Here is a 19,320-nt window from a genome sequence, read left to right on the forward strand (position 1 = left end):
ACTCACGCGTCGTTGGCGGGTCCTGCCATGCCGAGCGCGTGCATGTAGAGATCGAGGATCGCTTCCTCTTCCTCGCGCTCATGCGGCTGCTTCTTGCGAAGCGAAATGATCTTGCGCAGGATCTTGATGTCGAACCCCGTGCCCTTTGCCTCCGCATAGACATCCTTGATGTCATCGGCAATGACCTTCTTTTCTTCCTCGAGACGCTCGATGCGCTCGACAAAGGCACGCAGCTGGTCGCCGGCAACACCGCCTGGGTCGGACATGGATGAACACTCCTTGGTCGTTTGAAACAGTTTCGATTGGAGAGCCGGAAACGGCGCGGACCTCTCCTTGCGCGTATTTTACGGCGAATTCAAGCTCCGTGAACGAATACGGAACACTTATGCACACGAGCTCCCCAGGGATCAGTCGTGCGGCTTCGACGTCTCGAATGCGGCTGCCTGCTCGGGCGTGGCATCCGTCTGATAGGATGCCTTCCACTGCGCATAGGGCATGCCATAGACGATTTCGCGGGCGGCCTCCTTGTCGAGCTCAAGCCCGTCTTCACGCGCCGCGTCGGCATACCAGTTGGACAGGCAGTTCCGGCAAAACCCGGCGAGGTTCATCATGTCGATGTTCTGCACATCGGTGCGGTTGCGCAAATGCGAGACCAGACGGCGAAACACCGCGGCCTCCAGTTCGATGCGTTTGGTTTCGTCGATTTCCGTCATGAGATCCTCCAGGGATGGATTGAGGAACGGGCTGTGATCACCCGGCCTTTCAGGTGCTGCCCGACCCGTAGTGCCTGATGGTGGCAAGGTCCGGGAGTTCGTCAAGCAACTGCCGCAGCATCGGCACAAGACGGTCCGCCCAGGCGGCCACGCCCCGCGCATCGCCGATCAGGTCCTGTCGCACTTCGAGCAGTGCATGGGCAAGCCCGCGCTGCGTTCCGTGCCGAAACATGCAATCATTCTTCAACGCTCCTCCGTAGGGCTCGTTGTCACCTACGACCAGATCCGGTTCGCCGCGCAGCCGGTCGCGCAGCGGAACGGCAAACCTGGGATCGCGATCCCAAAGCACACCGGCATGCCAGGGCCGCGGCACGCCCCGCCAGACCGGCGTGAAACTGTGCACCGACAGAACCGTCGGCGGATGGCCGGCGGCGATTGCGGCATCGATCCGCGCTTCCACCGCCGAATGATAGGGCCGGTGATAGACGGCAAGACGGCGTTCACGCTCGCCTGCGTCGTGTCTTGCGTTTCCCGGCACCACCGCCCCGTCGGACAGGCGCATGATCAGCGTCGGGTCGTCCTCCCCGCGATTCGGATCGATCAGCAGCCGCGAAAACGTCGACAACACTGCCGGAGCCGACAGTGCCGCGGCAAGCGCGAACGTCAGTGCGCGCGCGCCGATGTCATAGGCGATGTGACGCTCGAACTCGCTCTTCGGCAACCCGAGCGTATCGTAAGCCTTAGGAACCGCATTGCCCGCATGGTCGCACAGGATCAGCAGGCCGACGCCTGGATCGCCGGACAGGCTTTCGACCGCAGACACATCCGGATGCGGCGCGGCAGGAAGGGAGACGGGCGCGATCATGTCCCGGATATGGGGCTATGCGGTCGCCCCGCGCAAGGTCCCGCTCGGTCGATTTTCGGGACCGGACGGGAAACCGTGGCAGACAGGGCGGCCGCCTTTCCCTAAGGTTGTCCCCCATTAGGCGAATCGACCAAACACGGAGTTCCCGGGACCGGATGCCGGATACATCATCACACGCACGGAAAGTCCGCCAACGGCTGATCAGCCTTTTCGAAACCGCCGTGGTCGCCGCCCGGGCGGAAACCTGTCTGCCTCCCCATCTTCCCCGTCCGGCGGAGAACGCCCGGATCATCCTGCTCGCGGCGGGAAAGGCCGCCGGCGCCATGATGAACGTGGCAGAGCGCATTTACCTCGATGATTTCGCCCTTGATCCAGCGCTTTTGACGGGACTGTGCGTGACGCGCCACGGGTATGCCCGGCCCACACGCAAGATCCCGGTGGTCGAGGCCGGCCACCCCGTCCCGGACGATGCCGGCGTCGAGGCGACACGAAGATGCCTCGAGATCGCGGCCGCCGCACGGCCCGGCGATCACATCGTGGTGCTCCTGTCCGGCGGTGCTTCGGCCAACTGGGTGGCTCCCGTGGAGGGTGTCAGCCTGGAAGACAAGCAGGCCGTGACCCGCGCGCTGCTGCGCTCCGGTGCCACGATCGACGAAATCAACACGCTGCGGCGCCACCTGTCGCGCATCAAGGGCGGGCGCCTGGCCGCAGCGCGCGGTACCGGGTCGCTGATGACGACGCTGGCCATATCGGATGTCCCGCATGACACCGGCGTCGCGATCGGTTCCGGCCCCACACTCCCGGATCCTTCCACTTTGAGCGACGCGCGTGCACTGCTTTCCCGGCTTGTGCCGAACGCCCCTGCAAGCGCGATCGCGGCACTCGACGATCCGCGCAACGAAACGCCGAAGCCCGGCGACCCGCTGTTCGACGATACAAGCTTCCAGATCGTCGCACGCCCGGCGCTGTCGCTCGAGGCGGCCGCACGGGCAGCGCGGGAGATGGGTTACGAGGCGATCCTCCTGGGCGACAGCCTGGAGGGCGAGGCATCCGCGATTGCATCACAACATGCAGCACAGGCCGTTTCGCTGGCACAAGCCGGGCGCCGCTGCGTGCTGCTTTCCGGCGGCGAACTTACGGTCACCCTGCGCGGCGACGGACGCGGGGGTCCCAATCAGGAATATGCTCTGGCGCTCGCCGTGGCTCTCAAGTCCCACCCGGCCATTTTCGCGGTTGCCGGCGACACCGACGGCACCGACGGCGGCTCCGGCGCTGCCGACGATCCGGCCGGCGCGCTCATCGACCCGGGAACACTTTCCCGGGCTCAGGCCGAAGGTCATGATGCCGCCGCATTTTTGGCGAGAAACGACAGTACGGGCTTTTTCGAAGCCCTGAATGATCTTCTTCGATCGGGGCCGACTTACACCAACGTCAACGACTTCAGGGCTGTCATCATTGACAAGCCGGAAGCCCGTCGGCCATAAGATGACGCGCATGGTCGTGGCACGAGAAATTGCATGATGAAATTAGCCGCAAGGCATCGGCGCACCACGGCGACACGCAAGCTCCGCTGGGGAGGAGCTCCTGTCGGCTTGGCAGCGCTTCTAACGGTTTTTCTTTCGCTGTTCTCCGCCACTCCGGCGCAGGCCGAGCTCAGGCTGTGCAACAAGACCGAGAGTCAGGTCGGCGTTGCAATCGGCTACCGCGAGAACGATGACTGGGTGACCGAAGGGTGGTGGAACCTCCCCGCGAATTCCTGCGAGACCCTCGTTTCGGGGTCGCTGGTGTCACGATTCTATTATATTTATGCGGTCGACTACGATCAGTTCGGTGAATGGGGCGGACGTGCATTCATGTGCACCCGCGAGAAGGAATTCACCATTTCAGGTATTGAGGATTGCGTGGCGCGCGGATTTGAGCGCACGGGGTTCTTCGAGATCGATACAGGCGAACAAAGCAGCTGGACCGTCCAGTTGACTGAGCCGGTGCAAACAGGAACGGGTGGGCGATGAAGCGTGACAGACGGGTCAAGATACTTGCAACACTCGGACCCTCTTCATCGGACCCCGCGACAATCGAAAAGCTCTTTCTGGCCGGCGCGGATGTTTTCCGCATCAACATGAGCCATTCGGATCACGACCGGCTCAACACGCTGGTCAAGACGATCCGCGACATCGAGATCAAGGTCGGCAGGCCGATCGGCATTCTCGCCGATCTGCAGGGGCCGAAGCTGCGCGTGGGCACTTTCGAGGGCGACGGCGCGGTGCTGGAAAACGGCGCGACCTTCACACTCGACAGCGACCCGGCGCCGGGCTCCGCCAAACGCGTGAACCTGCCACACCGCGAAATTCTCGAAGCGCTTGAGCCGGGACACCGCCTGCTGCTCGATGACGGCAAGATCCGCCTCACGGTGCAAAGCTGCGATGCCAAGCACGCCAAGACCACAGTCGAGGTAGGCGGCAAGCTGTCGAACCGCAAGGGCGTGAGCGTTCCCGACACCGAGATCCCGGTCGGCGCGCTGACGCCGAAGGACAGCAAGGACCTGGACGCAGCGCTTGCCGCCGGCGTCGACTGGGTGGCGCTCTCCTTCATCCAGCGCCCCGACGATCTGGCCGAGGTGCGCAAGGTGACGCGCGGCAAGGCCGGCATCCTTGCCAAGATCGAAAAGCCGCAGGCCATTGAGCGCCTTGCGGAAATCATCGACCTGTCGGACGCGCTGATGGTGGCCCGTGGCGATCTCGGCGTCGAGATGCCGCTTGAACGGGTGCCCGGTCTGCAAAAGCAGATCGTGCGCGCCTGCCGCAAGGCCGGCAAACCCGTCGTCGTCGCGACCCAGATGCTGGAATCGATGATCACCGCTCCGGTTCCGACCCGCGCAGAGGTCTCCGACGTTGCAACGGCGGTCTTCGAAGGTGCCGACGCCGTGATGCTCTCGGCCGAATCAGCCGCTGGTGATTTTCCTGTCGAGGCGGTCGAGACGATGGATCGGATTGCCGGCGAGGTGGAGCGCGATCCGAACTACCGCGGCATCATCCATGGTCAACGCCAGGAGCCGGAGCCGACCGGCGCCGATGCCATCGCGGCAGCAGCCCGGCAGATTGCCGAAACGCTCAATCTCGCCGCCGTGGTCTGCTATACGACTTCCGGAGCGACCGGCCTGCGCGCCGCGCGCGAGCGCCCGGCGGTTCCGGTTATCGTGATCTCTCCGGTGCTGGAGACCGCGCGACGCCTCGCCCTCGCCTGGGGTCTGCACTGTGTGGTCAGCGACGACGCCAAGGACGAGAACGACATGGTCGACCGCGCCTGCCGGATTTCGTTCCAGGAAGAATTCGCAAGGCCCGGCCAGCGCATCATCACCACGGCCGGCGTTCCCTTCGGCACGCCGGGATCGACAAACATGCTGCGCATCGCCTTTATCGGAAGCGACGGAAGCAGCGGCCTTTGAGGCTGCGGCGGCTGTCGCCGTAACACCAGGCAAGCGCCTTGAAAAACGTCATTCGCGTCCGCCGGTCAAAGCCGGGCGGGCGCGTTTTGCGTTTCAGTCCTGTCGTCATCGGCGTCCGGGACCGCAGGATTGGCAACACGCTCGGCAGTCGTCGCCGGACCCGCACCCGGAAAGGTCTTCGCCACAACCGCCTCGATCTCGCGCACCACGGCCTCCCTACGGGTGTGATGGGGCATGTGTCCTGCACCCGGGAGATCGACGCGCCAGGAATTCTCGAGGTCCCGAACAAGCCCGGCAGAATGAATCTCCGGATAGACGATGGCATCCGCATCTCCGGTGATCACCGCGGCGGGTTGGTCAATCTGCGAATAACGCGGTGCCGCCGCACGCAGCTCGGGCTTCAGCCAGGCGACATCGCGGGCATTGGCAAGAAAACTGTGCGGACGAAACAGCAACGGCAGGCCGATGGACTGCGCGTAGTCGTCCGGCGCGGCTTCGGGCGCAAACACACTCTCCACCCCCTTTGACGACACGAGCGAGGCCACGGCCGGCGCGACCGTATGAGAGAACACGGCACCGACGACCGGCAACGCGGCAAGATCATAGTACCAGTTCACACCGCCAGGCCAGGGATGGGTCGCCGGCGCGATGAACACCAGTCCCGCAAACGTCCCGGGCGCTTGCAGCGCCATCTGCGCGACGACCGCCCCACCCCAGGAATGACCGACCGCGACCGACTTCTCGATCCCCAGATGGCGAACCAGCCCGCCAATCAATCGCGCCTGGCGGGCGGGACTGTGCGCCTCGTCCCCACCGCGTTGCGAATAGCCATGGCCCGGCCGGTCGACGAAAACCAGGCGATAGCGGGAGGAGAGCGCGGGAAAGAACGCCGTGAACGGATCGCGCAGGTTCGCACTTGCTCCATGCACAAAGACAAGCGCGGGATCGCCTGAAGTCCAGCCTTGCGGGACATGATCCACGTAATGCAGATCGACGCCGTCGATTTGCTGAACGGGGCCCAGTCGCGGGTAACGCGCCTCCACGACGCCCTTGCGCTGCGACGCGTAAACAGCCAGTGCACCAAGGACTGCGACGGCTCCAACGGCCAGAATGAAGAAAACGAAAGTCATCCGGAGCTTTATGACACACCTCGCATGCACGGAAGGATGGCCTCTTGAGCGCCGACGCCGCGCGAGCCGACCGCCTTCGCATCGACCCGCGTCTCGCGGCAGGCGAAGTCCGTCAAGCGGTCAGGTCGGGGATCCGGCGGACTTCGCCGCAAGGTCCTCGATTGCCTTACGCGCATTTTCGCTCGCCGGATGTATTTTCAGCACTTCCTCGAAAAGCCTCATGGCATCTTCGTCGCGGTCAAGGCGGCGCATGATGATGCCCAGGCCCGACATCGCGCCCCAGTGGCGCGGCTCCAGCGCAAGCACGCGCTCGATATCGGCAACCGAGCGGCCGAAATCCTGCTTGAGGTAAAACACCGTCGCCCGGCGGTTCCACCCTTCAGCATAGTCGGGCGCCAGGCGCGTTACCATGTCGAGCAGATCGAGCGCGAGGCCGTTGTCCTTCGCTTTCATCGCGGTGCCGGCACGCAACATCAAGAGATCCACCGTGGCGCTTCCCGACCGCATCCATTTGCGCTGGATCCTGGCGACAATCGGCCGGGCCGCCGTTGCCGAAGGCGCCCGCGCAAGTGCCTCGAACAGCTCGTCGGTGTCGTCTTGAGCCGGCTCGTCGTCGGGGATCGCATTCCGGGCACCCGATTCGATCTCGCTTTCCGGCAAGGGCGCGAGATCGTCTATTGCCGGGGGCGCGGCTTCGGGCGGAAGCACACCGGGTGGCTCACCCTGCGCAAAGGCGGGACCGCTCAGAACCAAAAGAAGGAGAACAACGCTAAAAGGCCGCATACCTGTGATTATGGATCACCGGTTGCGGCCGTCAATGGCAAGCGGGAAGATTGACCGTCACGTCCCCGCGCAAAATGCGCGAAGCGAAACCGGGTCTTCAGCCCTGGCGTGCCTTGAAGCGGGGAGCTTTCTTGTTGATGATGTAGACGCGCCCCTTGCGACGAACCATACGGTTGTCACGATGCCGGCCCATAAGCGCCTTCAGCGAGTTCTTGATCTTCATCGTCTTCGTCCTCGTCGACGGAACTGCCGCAAAAGCGGAGCCCGGCATTTCTTCTTCGGCGCTTTCGCACCCGGTTCGCCGGCCTCCGGCGCGCAATATCGTCTGCGCGCGCCCCCTTTGGGGATTACGGATCGCCCGGCGGGCGTACGTTCGATCCGGTGACGGTCCGAACGAGAAAATGGTGGGCGTGACAGGGATTGAACCTGTGACCCCTACGATGTCAACGTAGTGCTCTCCCGCTGAGCTACACGCCCGAGACTGTCACGCCGGGTCATCTGCCTGGCGGCAGATCCCGGCAAGTCCGGTCACCACGCCGACAAAGCGGCAGCGGTGGCAGGGGATATACCGAGGTTCGAAGACCGGTGCAAGCCCTCTCGGCAAACTTCTTTCTCGCCTGCAATCGCAGTGGAAAACCTGAGCGCAGGCAAAAGGCGTGAGACGTCAGGCACACCGGAAACGGCCCGCTCAGGCAACGAGCATCCGTTCGACCTCAAGCACCAGGTCCTTCAGATGGAACGGCTTGGAAAGGACCTTGGCGTCCTTAGGCGCCTGGGAATCGGGGTTGAGCGCGACGGCCGCGAAGCCGGTGATGAACATGACCTTGAGATCGGGATCGAGTTGCGTCGCCCGGCGCGCCAGCTCGATGCCATCCATTTCCGGCATGACGATGTCGGTCAGGAGCAGGGAAAAGGGTTCTTCGCGCAATCGCTCGTACGCGCTCTTTCCGTTGTCGAAAGAAACGACGTCATAGCCGGCTTTCTGCAGCGCCTTGGCCAGAAACCGGCGCATGTCGTTGTCGTCTTCGGCGAGTAGGATCCGTGTCATTCGCTCCGTCCGTCCTGCTTGGCACCGTCGCGTGTCCTGCCCGGAACCCGCGGCCTGTCGCCCGGCGCCGGGCGCTTGAGGCCAGGCGTTCGACCATTCCGGGTTTCGTCAAACCGTTCCCGATTTGGCACAGCGCGCCTCAACGTTATAAGGCCGACCCGTGGTAAACATCCAGTGAAACCCGGGCAAGGGCCATCCGCCGGGGGCATTTCCCACCGGCCTTGTGGACATTAACCGCGATTCGGGGACAAATAGGGATTTGGAAACAAGATAGACCGCATCCAGGCGAGGATTGCAGACGATGGAAGTGATCAGCGGGTTTGAGGACTTGGAGGCCTTCGAGGTCCTGCATCCCGCCGAGCAATGCGTCCCTTTCGTGTTCAACTCGCCCCACTCCGGCTGTCATTACCCGGATGCCTTCCTGCGTGCCTCGCGTCTCGACAGTACGGCCATCAGGCGCTCGGAAGACGCATTCGTCGACGAGTTGTTCGAGCATGTGGTCCCGCTTGGCGCGCCGCTGTTGCGAGCCAGGTTCCCCAGGGCCTATCTCGACGTCAATCGCGAACCCTACGAACTCGATCCCAAGATGTATGACGACCGGCTCCCCTCCTATGCCAACATCCGCTCCATCCGGGTCGCGGGCGGGCTCGGGACAATCGCCCGGGTCGTGGGCGAGGCCCAGGAAATCTACCAGGGCCGTCTGTGTGTGCACGAAGCCCTCGAACGCATCGAGACGATCTACAAACCCTATCACCAGACCCTGCGCCGGTTGCTGGCGCAAACCCATGTGGCCTTCGGCTATGCCGTCCTGATCGACTGCCACTCGATGCCCTCCGCCATCAAGACCAGCGACGGGAGCCCGAGACCGGATTTCATCCTGGGCGACCGCTATGGCACGAGTTGCGCGGTGCAGCTGCTGGATGCGGCCAGCGAGACCTTGCGGGGAATGGGCTATCGCGTCAGCCGCAACAAGCCTTATGCCGGCGGCTTCATCACCGAGCATTATGGCCGCCCGGTCAAGGGGCTGCATGCCCTTCAGCTGGAGATCAACCGCGGCCTCTACATGGACGAGACGAAGACCCGCAAACACGCCGGCTTCGCCACGTTGGCGCAGGATCTCGGCAAACTGGCAAAGGCACTGGTGGCGGTGCAGGGCGAGTGCTTTTTTCCCGACGCCCTCGCAGCCGAATAGGGCTCCACAACGATCGCGGGCGCGACACAGCACGGGCAGGGGTTTTTCAAGCCGTCGCACCGCATTGACGGAACAAGTCATCCATCTCCCGCTGACGGTGAAGCGGCGTCGGGCAGCCAAACCGGACGCATTTTTGGGTCCATGACCCGGAACGGCCTTTTTTTCGCCGCCACCAAAAAAAAGGGCCGCACTCTTGCGAGGCGGCCCGAGTCTAGGGAGGAAACGCCCAAGGAGGGCGACGCTCAATGACTAGGTCATATCGCGCTGCACAAATGTTCCACCGCACCGCACAAAAGTCAATATGGAATTCACGTGAACGCAGCCAGCTCTGAGTGAAAAACAGATTTATTCCATTAAAATCAATTATTTATATATTACTAAATCTCCTTGAAAAATCATTCTGGACGGTTTTCCTCGACGCCATCGCATCAGGCTGGTTTAACACGGATCATCACCGACCCGATTTCCACCCTCGATACCCATCCTCCGATATCCACCATCTCAGCCCAGCCAGGAGACTGTCCGCATGCCGTCGACCCCGGACCTCGTTTCTTTCACGGATCGTCTTGCGGACACGGCCGGCAGGACCATCCTTCCGCATTTTCGCGCGGATCTTTCGATCGAAAACAAGCTGGACGCCGGCTTCGATCCGGTGACGATCGCCGACCGCGCCGCCGAAGCCGCCATTCGCGAGATCATCGAGGCGGAGCATCCCGACCACGGCATCCTTGGCGAGGAGCACGGCAACGTGCGTCTCGATGCCGAGCATGTCTGGGTGCTGGACCCGATCGACGGAACCCGCGCCTTTATCTGCGGCCTGCCGACCTGGGGCACGCTGATCGGTTTCATGACCGCCGGCGTTCCCGCCTTCGGCGTCATGGACCAGCCCTTTGTCGAGGAGCGCTTCTACGGTGACCGGACAGCCGCCTGGCGACAGCACCACGGCAAACGCAGCGTGTTGAAGACACGCGCCTGCGCGCGCATCGAAGATGCGATCGCCTGCACCACACACCCGGGGCTTTTTGAGGGCGCGGAAAAGGCGGTCTATGAGGATATCGAGCAGCGCGTGCGCACGGCCCGCTACGGGACCGATTGCTACGGATACTGCATGGTCGCCTCCGGCCAGGTGGATCTGGTGATCGAAACCGGGCTGCAGCCCTATGACATCGTCGCGCTTGCGCCGATCGTCGAGGGCGCGGGCGGGGTCGTCACGAACTGGTCAGGCGGCTCGCCGGCCAATGGCGGTCAAATCGTCGCCAGCGGCGACACACGGCTGCATGAGGCGGTTCTGGCGCGTCTGGCATCGGCGGCACTGTGACGGGAGCCACCTGCGTCAGAATCTGACGGCTTGCGGCATCCCGTCGGCGACGAAGGCATCGAAGGCGGCAAGAAACTGGTCGCGATAGAGATCGTCTTCCATCAGGATTTCATGGCGACAACCCGCTATCTCCAGATAGCGGATCGAACGCGTCCGCAGGGCAAGCTGTTCGGCCGCTCGGGTTGACACGATGATGTCCTGCCCGGCGGCAACGATCAGCACCGGCAACGGCATCGCAGGTCCGAAATCCGGCGCGCACACGCGACGCATGGCACGGCAGGCGGCGGCGAGCCAGTCAATCGTCGGCATGCCGATCTCCAGATCACCACGTGCGTCCAGCACCATCTCGGTGCGCTGGAACCGCGCCGGATCCGAGGTCAGGGGATTTCCGGCAAACGCCATGCTGGCATTGGGCCCGACCCGTGGCACGAAGGACGTGCCCAGGCCGATGACCGACAAAGCGGAGGAAAGCGGACAGACCACCGATTGGGACAGCCCGACCTTGCCAAGACCGATCAGAGGCGCGGAAAGAACGGCACGCTCGATCTGGGTCCGCAACCGCTGTGCGGCAAGCAGCAGCACCAGACCGCCGGTTGAATGCGCGAGGGCGAAATGCGGACCCGGCATTGAGGCGAGTGTGACGTCGCGCATCACCGTTTCCAGATCCGTCACGAAATCCGCGAAATCGTCGACGTGTCCGCGCTTCGGGTTGCGCAAGAGCCGCGACGAACCGCCCTGCCCGCGCCAGTCGAAGGTCACAACCGCGAAGCCACGGGCCCGCAGGTCGGAGATCGTCTCGAAGTATTTCTCGATGCATTCGGCACGTCCCTGCAGAAGCGTTACCGTGCCCTTCAACGGGCGATGGCTTGGCATCCAACGGGCCGTTCGAAGGCTGCAACCGTCCACGGTCCGGATTTCGGCGCAGATGCCGCCCTCGGGGATCGGGTTGTCCGGATGATCATACAGGTCCATGGCAATCCGGAATCTGGATCGGCGGAACGCCGGGGGGAAAAAGCCTTGCTTTGTCTTACAGGAGCCCGGCCGCCGGCTCAACACCGGCGACCGCTGGGTGGCACTTTCAAAGAGCGACGGGATGCTCAGAAGCGGCCCCAGAACCCCCAGGTGAAATCCCCGCCGCGGTGATCGCGACGACCGCCCCAGCGATGACCGCCGCGGCCGCGGCCCGGACCACGCAGAACCGTGCGTCCGACGACCTTGCCGGAATAGGCATCCACCACCAGACGCAAGGGGGCGCCGCGGCGTCCGTTCGCCCGCACGATATAGATGTCGCCGCGCGCACGGACCCGGGAAACATTGCGGAAACCGCGGCGGTGCAGTTTGCGCACGATACGGCGCGGACCAAGACGGCGATCCCGGTGACGACGGATACGCTGACCGACCTTGATCACCTGGCCGGCATCGGCGGTTGCGGAGAGCGGCGCCGACGGTGCGAAGGACGGGGCGCGCGCATCGAGGGCGTTTGCGGCCGGAGCGGTCATCAACAGTCCGGCGGCAACGGCGGCGAGAATGGTCTTCTTCATATCCTGGTCTCCCGGTTTGCGGCGCGATCAGCGCCTGTTGAACACCCCCAATCTGTCAGGGGGCACGTGAACCGAACCGGAAGAGCCCGTTCAGAAATCGTTCATCCGCGAAAAACGGCCAGGATCCGCCACCGGGCGGCCATTCGATCCCCTCTTGAAACGGCGAAATGCGGTCCCCACCTTTGACAGTGCAGGCGCCGGTCACCGGGCCTGTACGATCGATCCCGAAGACATCCGGCCAAGATGGCGGACGACGCGGATCGCACCATCAAATGTTGCTCAAGAAAGAGGACACTCAGATGCGTCACATGGATTTCAGCCCCCTTTATCGCTCCACGGTCGGCTTTGACCGGCTGTTCGCAATGCTTGATGCCAACGCGCAGGATGCGCCGAGCTATCCGCCCTACAACATCGAGCGGACCGGCGAGACGTCCTACCGGATTACCATGGCGGTCGCGGGCTTCCGCGATGAGGACCTGACGCTTGAAGCGAAGGAACACGTGCTGACGGTGAAGGGCGAGCGCCCTGCTGAAGCCGACAGCGGCGAATTCCTGCACCGCGGCATCGCCGCGCGCGCCTTCGAGCGTCGCTTCCAGCTTGCCGACTTCGTCGAAGTGCGGGGCGCGAGCCTGGAAAACGGCCTGCTGCACATCGACCTCGCGCGCGAAATCCCCGAGGCGATGAAGCCGCGCAAGATCGAGATCACCAACGGCGACGGCGCGCGGCAGATCGAAAGCAGCGTGAACTAGTCAGACCGGTCCAAACGCCTCGTGCCGTCGATGATCCCCCGATCGACGGACCGGGGCCACCGGGCCAGAAGGCGCCGCGCGGATCTTCACGGATCGGCGCGGCGTCGTCATTGTGAAACGACGCTTTGGTCCGGCTTGCCGCAAACCGTCGTGGGCACGCTCAAAGCAGCGCGACGAACCGGTCGACCTCCTCGGCGGTTGTCTCGAAGCTCGCGACAAGCCGGACCACGTGTTCGTCGTCCTCACAGCCCTCGCGCGACCACTCGTAGAATTTTGCACCCTCGCCCCTCAGCTTCGCGATCTGCGCTTGCGTCAGGACCGCAAAAACCTCGTTCGCCTGTACGGGCCAGGCGACACGCGCGCGTCCGCCCTGCCCGATCCCTTCGGCAAGACGCGCGGCTGCCCCATTGGCGCTGCGCGCAAGATCGAGCCAGTGATCGCCTTCGAAGTACCCGTCGAACTGCGCTGCCACGAAACGCGACTTGGAAAACAGGTGCCCGGCACGCGCGCGATGAATTGCAAGATGCGGCAGGGACTGCGGGTTGAACACGACCATCGCCTCGGCGCACCAGCAGCCGTTCTTGGTCGCGCCGAACGACAGGACGTCGATCCCGGCCTTCCAGGTGAGCTCTGCGGGGGTTGCCCCCAGATGCACGAGTGCGTTTGCGAAACGGGCGCCATCCATGTGGCAGACAAGCCCGTTTTCGCGCGCCCGCGCGGTCAGCGCTGCAACTTCGCCCGGCGAATACACCGTGCCGCATTCTGTTGCCTGGGTGAGGCTCAGTGCCGCAGGCACGCCGAAACGGCTTCCCTCGCGGTATTTGGCGAGAGCCTCGGCCACCGCATCGGGTGCGATGCGACCGGCCGTCGTGGCGAGCGGCAGGATCTTCATGCCGTGAGTGTAGAACTCGGCCGATCCCCATTCGTCACAATGAAGATGCGCGGTTTCGCTTGCCAGGACCAATCCGCCCGGGCGCGCGCAGGCCGCCATTGACAGTGCATTCGCTGCCGTGCCGGTCGCCGTGAAAAGCACCGAAACGTCAGTTTCGAAGATGTCCCGGAAGCGCTGGGTGATCCGGTCGGTGAGCGGATCCGCACCGTAGGCCGGCGCAGAACCGTGATTGTGGCGGGTGAGCGCATCCATCACCGGCTGCGAAGCCCCCGCCCAATTGTCGCTGGAAAAGTTCATGCCCGATCTAGTCCCGGCAAGGCGCGGCTGGCAAGTCCCCACGGCAACCGATGCCCGTCATCCCGTCCGCCGGACAGAAAATTTCGGCGTGGACGGGCCACCTGGTCGAAAGTGACAATTTGCTGCGCACACACGAAAGAAATAGTTTATAAGGCCGGTCGCAAGCCGCTTGCTCCCTTTTCGGAAATCTGGCATTGTTCGCCGCTCCCAATAGGACAGGAATACTGTCCCTTTTGGGAATGATAATCCGGAGCCCCGATGGTTTCGCGACTGGCGCGCCCTAGGTTAAGCGATTGCTTGACGCCGACGGCGCTCCGGGCAGGGGATGAAAGCTGCCAGCACCGCCACAGGCGGGGCGTCCGCCGGAGCGGTTTGGACGGGCGGCTTGGGGCGAAGGGTCAGGCTTGCATCCGGCACCGCTGGGGACGGGAGCGTTGCGCTTCCTGCCCCCACCGCAAATGCGGGCGGGCCAACGGAGCGGGACCGCTTCACGAAAGTCAGCGTCAGGGCTCTTGCCTGTTCGCCGGACGAGCCGCGTTGCCCGAGGGGAACGCGACCCGAACGGGAGAGGACGAACCGGACGCCGGGATGAGACAAGAGGGCTGAGATGAGCAAGACCGACGCGATGATCGAAGCACAGGACTTCGCAGGAACACCCGCACCGGCCGATGCCCTGACGGCAGGTTCTTCAACGCGCGCACAGCGCGACGACGCCGCCCGCTTCGGCCTTTATCATCCTGAAAAGGAACATGACGCCTGCGGTGTCGGCTTCATTGCGCATCTCAAGGGCAAGGCGTCGCACCAGATCATCGCCGACGGTCTTCAGATCCTGAAGAACCTGACCCATCGCGGCGCCGTCGGCGCCGATCCGCTGATGGGCGACGGCGCGGGCATGCTCGTGCAGATCCCGCATGAATTTTTTGCCGAAGAGGCAAAGGGCCTTGGCATCGACCTGCCCGAACAGGGACGCTACGGCGTCGGCTTCATTTTCCTTCCCCGCGATCCCGCGCTGCGCAAGACCTGCGAAGCCATCATCGAGCGGGTGATTGCGGCGGAGGGGCAGGCGTGTCTCGGCTGGCGTGATGTGCCGGTCGACAACGCCTCGCTGTCCAAGGCGCCGGAGATCGCGGCGACCGAGCCCTATTCGCGTCAGGTCTTCATTGCCTGCCGCGACTGCGAGACGCCGGACGATTTCGAACGCCGGCTCTTCGTGCTGCGCAAGGTGATTTCCAACACCGTGCGTGCGGAAAGCGATGCCGTCGAAAACGGATTCTATATCGTCTCGCTGTCGAGCCGCACCCTGGTCTACAAGGGCATGTTCCTCGCCACCCAGCTTGGGGCCTATTACGCCGATTTGACCGACCCGCGCTTCACCTCGGCGCTGGCACTCGTTCACCAGCGGTTCTCCACCAACACTTTCCCCTCCTGGGATCTTGCGCATCCCTACCGGATGGTCGCGCACAACGGCGAGATCAACACGCTGCGCGGCAACGTCAACTGGATGGCTGCGCGCCAGGCGAGCGTCTCCTCGCCGCATTTCGGCGAGGACATCTCCAAGCTGTGGCCGATCTCCTACGAGGGCCAGTCGGACACGGCCTGTTTCGACAATGCGCTGGAATTCCTCGTTTCGGGCGGGTATTCGCTCGCACATGCGGCGATGATGCTGATTCCGGAAGCCTGGGCCGGCAACCCGCTGATGGACGATAATCTGCGCGCCTTCTACGAGTATCACGCGGCCCTGATGGAGCCGTGGGACGGCCCGGCCGCCGTTGCCTTCACCGACGGACGCCAGATCGGCGCGACGCTGGACCGCAACGGCCTGCGCCCGGCCCGCTACATCGTGACCGACGACGATCTCGTGATCATGTCGTCAGAGGTCGGCGTGCTCCCGGTCCCGGAAGAAAAAATCATCCGCAAGTGGCGGCTGCAGCCGGGCAAGATGCTGCTCATCGATCTGGCCGAGGGCCGCATCATCTCCGACGACGAGATCAAGCGCACCCTGTCGACGGCCAACCCCTACAAGGACTGGCTGCACCGTACCCAGATCGTGCTGGAAGACATGCCGGCAGTGCGCGGTCGCGCACCCGTGGCGGCCGAAAGCCTGCTCGACCGCCAACAGGCCTTCGGCTACAGCCAGGAAGACATCAAGCTCCTGATGCAGCCGATGGCGACGATCGGCCAGGAAGCCATCGGCTCAATGGGAACGGACACCCCGATTTCCGCGCTCTCCGACAAGCCGAAGCTGCTCTACACCTATTTCAAGCAGAACTTCGCCCAGGTCACCAACCCGCCGATCGATCCGATCCGCGAGGAACTGGTGATGAGCCTGGTATCCTTCATCGGGCCGCGTCCGAACCTGTTCGACCTCAAGGGCCTGTCGACATCCAAGCGGCTCGAGGTGCGCCAGCCGATCCTCACCAATGACGACCTGGAAAAGATCCGCACCATTGGCGATACGTCCGACAACCAGTTCTCGGCCAAGACGCTCGACATCACCTATGACGTCTCTCATGGCGCGCAAGGCATGCGCGAGGCGCTCAACAACCTGTGCGCCAGTGCCGAGCGGGCGGTGGCAAACGGCTACAACATCATCATCCTGTCCGACCGTCTGCTGTCCCGCGCCCGGATCCCGATCCCGGCGCTCCTGGCGACGGCGGCCGTGCACCATCACCTGATCCGAGAGGGCAAGCGCACCTCCGTCGGTCTCGTGGTGGAAACCGGCGAAGCCCGCGAAGTGCATCATTTCTGCGTGCTGGCCGGCTACGGCGCGGAGGCGATCAACCCCTATCTGGCCTTCGAGACGCTCTTGCAGCTGCATGCCGAGCTCGACTTCCCCGAGGAGGTCGATGCCGACGAGGTCGTGCACCGCTACATCAAGTCGATCGACAAGGGCATTCTCAAGGTGATGTCCAAGATGGGCATCTCGACCTACCAGTCCTATTGCGGCGCGCAGATCTTCGACGCGGTCGGCCTGTCGAGTGATTTCGTCAAGGAGTTCTTCTTCGGCACGGCGACGACGATCGAGGGCATCGACCTCGACGCCGTATCGGACGAAACCACCCGCCGTCACAGGGTCGCCTTCGACGACGTGCCGATGCTGCGCGACGCGCTCGACGTCGGTGGCGAATACAACTACCGCATCCGCGGCGAGCGCCATATGTGGACGCCCGACAACATCGCCTCGCTTCAGCATGCGGTGCGCCGCAACCTGCCGGACACATACCGCGAGTACGCCAGAGAAACCAACGAGGAGAACGGCCGATTCACGATCCGCGGCCTGTTCAAGGTGAAAACGGCCGAAGACATGGGCCGCAAGCCCGTCGCCATCGAGGACGTCGAACCGGCAGCGGAAATCGTCAAGCGTTTCTCCACGGGCGCCATGTCCTTCGGCTCGATCTCGCGCGAGGCGCATTCGACACTCGCGGTGGCGATGAACCAGATCGGCGGCAAGTCGAACACCGGCGAGGGCGGCGAGGAGCCGGAGCGTTACCGGACGATGCCGGACGGGTCGATGAACCCGATGCGCTCCGCGATCAAGCAGGTCGCCTCGGGCCGTTTCGGCGTCACCACAGATTATCTCGTCAACGCCGACATGATCCAGATCAAGGTGGCGCAGGGTGCAAAACCCGGCGAGGGCGGTCAGTTGCCCGGCCACAAGGTCGACGCTGTCATCGCCAAGGTGCGCCATTCGACGCAAGGTGTTGGCCTGATTTCCCCGCCGCCGCACCACGACATCTATTCGATCGAGGATCTGGCGCAGCTGATCTACGATCTGAAGAACGTCAATTCGGCCGCCGACATTTCGGTCAAGCTCGTGTCCGAGGTCGGTGTCGGCACGGTTGCGGCCGGCGTCGCAAAGGCGCGCGCAGACCACATCACCATCTCCGGCTACGACGGTGGCACCGGCGCCTCGCCGCTGACCTCGATCAAGCACGCCGGCAGCCCCTGGGAAATGGGCCTTGCCGAAACGCAGCAGACGCTGGTGCTGAACGGCCTGCGCTCGCGCATCGCGCTTCAGGTTGACGGCGGTCTGAAGACCGGCCGGGACGTCGTGATCGGCGCGTTGTTGGGTGCCGACGAATTCGGCTTCTCCACCGCGCCGCTGATCGCGGCCGGCTGCATCATGATGCGCAAGTGCCATTTGAACACCTGCCCGGTCGGCATCGCCACGCAGGACCCGGTTCTGCGCAAGCGCTTCAAGGGCATGCCGGAGCATGTGGTGAACTTCTTCTTCTTCGTCGCCGAGGAAGTGCGCGAGCTGATGGCCGCCATGGGCGTCACGCGCTTCGAGGAACTCGTCGGCGACACCAAGATGCTCGATCAGGAAAAAATGTCGGAACACTGGAAAGCGCGTGGGCTCGACTTCTCGCGCCTCTTCCACATGCCCGACGCTACGCCCGAAAACAGACGTTGGACCGAACGCCAGAAGCATCCGATCGACGACATTCTCGATCGCCGCCTGATCGCTGCCGCCGAACCGGCGCTGGAGCGCAAGGAAAAGGTGACGATCACCGAGACGATCATGAATGTCGACCGCTCGACCGGCGCCATGCTCTCCGGCGAGGTTGCGCGGCGCTACGGCCACAAGGGGCTGAAACCCGATACCATCGAGATCAATCTGACGGGCACCGCCGGGCAGGCCTTCGGCGCCTTCCTGACGCGCGGCATCTCGATGCGGCTTGAAGGCGATGCCAATGATTACGTCGGCAAGGGCCTTGCCGGCGGACGGCTGGTAATCCGGCCAAGTCCCAAGAGCGGAGCCGACCCCGATACGTCGATCACCGCCGGCAACACCGTGCTCTACGGTGCAACGGAAGGCGAGTGCTACATTCGCGGCATTGCCGGCGAACGCTTCGCCGTTCGCAATTCCGGCGCGCTGGCGGTTGTCGAGGGCGTGGGCGACCACGGTTGCGAATACATGACCGGCGGCGTGGTCGTCGTGCTGGGCTGGACGGGGCGCAACTTCGCGGCCGGCATGTCCGGCGGTGTCGCCTATGTGCTCGACGAGGACAATTCCTTCCGCAGCCGCTGCAATCTCGCGATGGTCGACATCGAACCGGTGCCGGAAGAAGACGACCTGCTTGAAAAGCTCCACCACCATGGCGGCGACATCGAGCACAAGGGACGCGTCGACCTCACCGCCGACATGACCCGACACGACGACGAGCGCTTGCGCCAGTTGATCTCCAACCACATTGCGCACACGGGCTCGGCCTGGGCGCAGGAGATCCTCGACAACTGGGACGACTTCCGACCGAAGTTCGTCAAGGTGATGCCGGTGGAATACCGCCGCGCGCTCAAGGAAATGGAAGAAAAGCGGCTCGGCCTGGTGGCGGCCGAGTAAGGG

General features: G+C 63.8%; 17 protein-coding genes and 1 tRNA gene. 7 read left to right on the forward strand and 11 right to left on the reverse strand.

The features are described 5' to 3' along the window. Positions 1-2: 2 nt before the first annotated feature. The 3 genes from BLU32_RS15660 to BLU32_RS15670 all read right to left on the reverse strand — a co-directional run bounded on the left by BLU32_RS15660 (position 3) and on the right by BLU32_RS15670 (position 1,578). Positions 3-266, reverse strand: coding sequence for a DUF2312 domain-containing protein (locus BLU32_RS15660; RefSeq protein ID WP_029059447.1), 264 nt, complete (start codon positions 264-266; stop codon positions 3-5). A 141-nt stretch (positions 267-407) separates the two neighbouring features. Continuing rightward, positions 408-713 (reverse strand): DUF1244 domain-containing protein, encoded by a 306-nt coding sequence (locus tag BLU32_RS15665; RefSeq protein ID WP_093808471.1) that lies wholly within the window; start codon positions 711-713, stop codon positions 408-410. Positions 714-762: 49 nt separating this feature from the next. Next, positions 763-1,578: an N-formylglutamate amidohydrolase gene (locus tag BLU32_RS15670; RefSeq protein ID WP_093808473.1), complete on the reverse strand. Its 816-nt coding sequence runs from the start codon at positions 1,576-1,578 to the stop codon at positions 763-765. 155 nt (positions 1,579-1,733) lie between these two features. Between BLU32_RS15670 and BLU32_RS15675 the strand changes: the two genes are divergently transcribed. From BLU32_RS15675 to pyk, 3 genes are read left to right on the forward strand one after another with little or no spacing between them, the layout of a single operon-like run. Continuing rightward, on the forward strand, positions 1,734-3,062 hold the full coding sequence (locus BLU32_RS15675; RefSeq protein WP_093808475.1) for a glycerate kinase: 1,329 nt from the start codon (positions 1,734-1,736) through the stop codon (positions 3,060-3,062). Between the two features lie 36 nt (positions 3,063-3,098). Beyond that, positions 3,099-3,590 carry a DUF1036 domain-containing protein gene (locus BLU32_RS15680; RefSeq protein ID WP_093811137.1) on the forward strand — a complete coding sequence of 164 codons (492 nt, stop codon included), beginning with the start codon at positions 3,099-3,101 and terminating at the stop codon, positions 3,588-3,590. Beyond that, positions 3,587-5,023, forward strand: coding sequence for a pyruvate kinase (pyk, locus tag BLU32_RS15685; protein ID WP_093808477.1), 1,437 nt, complete (start codon positions 3,587-3,589; stop codon positions 5,021-5,023). Before BLU32_RS15680 ends, pyk begins: the two co-directional genes overlap by 4 nt. A gap of 65 nt (positions 5,024-5,088) precedes the next feature. Here the strand turns inward: pyk and BLU32_RS15690 are convergent, their stop codons facing one another. The 5 genes from BLU32_RS15690 to cpdR form a co-directional block, all read right to left on the reverse strand. Then, entirely contained in the window at positions 5,089-6,153 is a 1,065-nt protein-coding gene (locus tag BLU32_RS15690) for an alpha/beta fold hydrolase (protein ID WP_093808479.1), read from the reverse strand. 120 nt (positions 6,154-6,273) lie between these two features. Beyond that, the gene (locus tag BLU32_RS15695; RefSeq protein WP_157727711.1) at positions 6,274-6,861 is read right to left on the reverse strand and encodes a tetratricopeptide repeat protein; all 588 of its coding nucleotides are present in this window, start codon (positions 6,859-6,861) and stop codon (positions 6,274-6,276) included. Positions 6,862-7,033: 172 nt separating this feature from the next. Next, the gene (gene ykgO / locus BLU32_RS15700; RefSeq protein WP_029059454.1) at positions 7,034-7,159 is read right to left on the reverse strand and encodes a type B 50S ribosomal protein L36; all 126 of its coding nucleotides are present in this window, start codon (positions 7,157-7,159) and stop codon (positions 7,034-7,036) included. A 179-nt stretch (positions 7,160-7,338) separates the two neighbouring features. After that, positions 7,339-7,413, reverse strand: a tRNA-Val gene (locus tag BLU32_RS15705). A 211-nt stretch (positions 7,414-7,624) separates the two neighbouring features. Then, positions 7,625-7,984, reverse strand: a complete 360-nt coding sequence (cpdR, locus tag BLU32_RS15710; RefSeq protein ID WP_029059455.1) for a cell cycle two-component system response regulator CpdR — start codon at positions 7,982-7,984, stop codon at positions 7,625-7,627. 301 nt (positions 7,985-8,285) lie between these two features. Between cpdR and BLU32_RS15715 the strand changes: the two genes are divergently transcribed. Both BLU32_RS15715 and hisN read left to right on the forward strand, forming a co-directional pair. Further along, complete coding sequence (locus BLU32_RS15715; RefSeq protein ID WP_093808483.1) at positions 8,286-9,176, forward strand: N-formylglutamate amidohydrolase; 891 nt, start codon at positions 8,286-8,288, stop codon at positions 9,174-9,176. 526 nt (positions 9,177-9,702) lie between these two features. Further along, positions 9,703-10,494, forward strand: a complete 792-nt coding sequence (hisN, locus tag BLU32_RS15720) for a histidinol-phosphatase (protein WP_093808485.1) — start codon at positions 9,703-9,705, stop codon at positions 10,492-10,494. A 15-nt stretch (positions 10,495-10,509) separates the two neighbouring features. Here the strand turns inward: hisN and BLU32_RS15725 are convergent, their stop codons facing one another. Together BLU32_RS15725 and BLU32_RS15730 are read right to left on the reverse strand one after the other, a co-directional pair. Next, on the reverse strand, positions 10,510-11,466 hold the full coding sequence (locus tag BLU32_RS15725; protein WP_093808487.1) for an alpha/beta fold hydrolase: 957 nt from the start codon (positions 11,464-11,466) through the stop codon (positions 10,510-10,512). 125 nt (positions 11,467-11,591) lie between these two features. Beyond that, the gene (locus tag BLU32_RS15730; RefSeq protein ID WP_093808489.1) at positions 11,592-12,035 is read right to left on the reverse strand and encodes a hypothetical protein; all 444 of its coding nucleotides are present in this window, start codon (positions 12,033-12,035) and stop codon (positions 11,592-11,594) included. A gap of 299 nt (positions 12,036-12,334) precedes the next feature. On the opposite strand from BLU32_RS15730, the gene BLU32_RS15735 reads away from it, so the two are divergent. Further along, on the forward strand, positions 12,335-12,784 hold the full coding sequence (locus BLU32_RS15735; protein ID WP_093811139.1) for an Hsp20 family protein: 450 nt from the start codon (positions 12,335-12,337) through the stop codon (positions 12,782-12,784). Positions 12,785-12,944: 160 nt separating this feature from the next. Here the strand turns inward: BLU32_RS15735 and BLU32_RS15740 are convergent, their stop codons facing one another. Then, positions 12,945-13,973, reverse strand: a complete 1,029-nt coding sequence (locus BLU32_RS15740) for a low specificity L-threonine aldolase (RefSeq protein ID WP_093808491.1) — start codon at positions 13,971-13,973, stop codon at positions 12,945-12,947. A gap of 607 nt (positions 13,974-14,580) precedes the next feature. Between BLU32_RS15740 and gltB the strand changes: the two genes are divergently transcribed. Next, positions 14,581-19,317 carry a glutamate synthase large subunit gene (gene gltB / locus BLU32_RS15745; RefSeq protein ID WP_244501719.1) on the forward strand — a complete coding sequence of 1,579 codons (4,737 nt, stop codon included), beginning with the start codon at positions 14,581-14,583 and terminating at the stop codon, positions 19,315-19,317. The last annotated feature ends 3 nt before the right edge of the window (positions 19,318-19,320 follow it).

It is taken from the genome of Stappia sp. ES.058 (assembly GCF_900105595.1).
Lineage (GTDB): Bacteria > Pseudomonadota > Alphaproteobacteria > Rhizobiales > Stappiaceae > Stappia.

Coding starts and splice junctions, on each gene's coding strand:
- pyk (WP_093808477.1), top strand. CDS start 3,587: ATGAAGCGTGACAGACGGGTCAAGATACTTGCAACACTCGGACCCTCT.
- cpdR (WP_029059455.1), bottom strand. CDS start 7,984: ATGACACGGATCCTACTCGCCGAAGACGACAACGACATGCGCCGGTTT.
- ykgO (WP_029059454.1), bottom strand. CDS start 7,159: ATGAAGATCAAGAACTCGCTGAAGGCGCTTATGGGCCGGCATCGTGAC.
- BLU32_RS15690 (WP_093808479.1), bottom strand. CDS start 6,153: ATGACTTTCGTTTTCTTCATTCTGGCCGTTGGAGCCGTCGCAGTCCTT.
- BLU32_RS15670 (WP_093808473.1), bottom strand. CDS start 1,578: ATGATCGCGCCCGTCTCCCTTCCTGCCGCGCCGCATCCGGATGTGTCT.
- BLU32_RS15660 (WP_029059447.1), bottom strand. CDS start 266: ATGTCCGACCCAGGCGGTGTTGCCGGCGACCAGCTGCGTGCCTTTGTC.
- BLU32_RS15735 (WP_093811139.1), top strand. CDS start 12,335: ATGCGTCACATGGATTTCAGCCCCCTTTATCGCTCCACGGTCGGCTTT.
- BLU32_RS15725 (WP_093808487.1), bottom strand. CDS start 11,466: ATGGACCTGTATGATCATCCGGACAACCCGATCCCCGAGGGCGGCATC.
- BLU32_RS15730 (WP_093808489.1), bottom strand. CDS start 12,035: ATGAAGAAGACCATTCTCGCCGCCGTTGCCGCCGGACTGTTGATGACC.
- BLU32_RS15740 (WP_093808491.1), bottom strand. CDS start 13,973: ATGAACTTTTCCAGCGACAATTGGGCGGGGGCTTCGCAGCCGGTGATG.
- hisN (WP_093808485.1), top strand. CDS start 9,703: ATGCCGTCGACCCCGGACCTCGTTTCTTTCACGGATCGTCTTGCGGAC.
- gltB (WP_244501719.1), top strand. CDS start 14,581: ATGAGCAAGACCGACGCGATGATCGAAGCACAGGACTTCGCAGGAACA.
- BLU32_RS15715 (WP_093808483.1), top strand. CDS start 8,286: ATGGAAGTGATCAGCGGGTTTGAGGACTTGGAGGCCTTCGAGGTCCTG.
- BLU32_RS15675 (WP_093808475.1), top strand. CDS start 1,734: ATGCCGGATACATCATCACACGCACGGAAAGTCCGCCAACGGCTGATC.
- BLU32_RS15665 (WP_093808471.1), bottom strand. CDS start 713: ATGACGGAAATCGACGAAACCAAACGCATCGAACTGGAGGCCGCGGTG.
- BLU32_RS15680 (WP_093811137.1), top strand. CDS start 3,099: ATGAAATTAGCCGCAAGGCATCGGCGCACCACGGCGACACGCAAGCTC.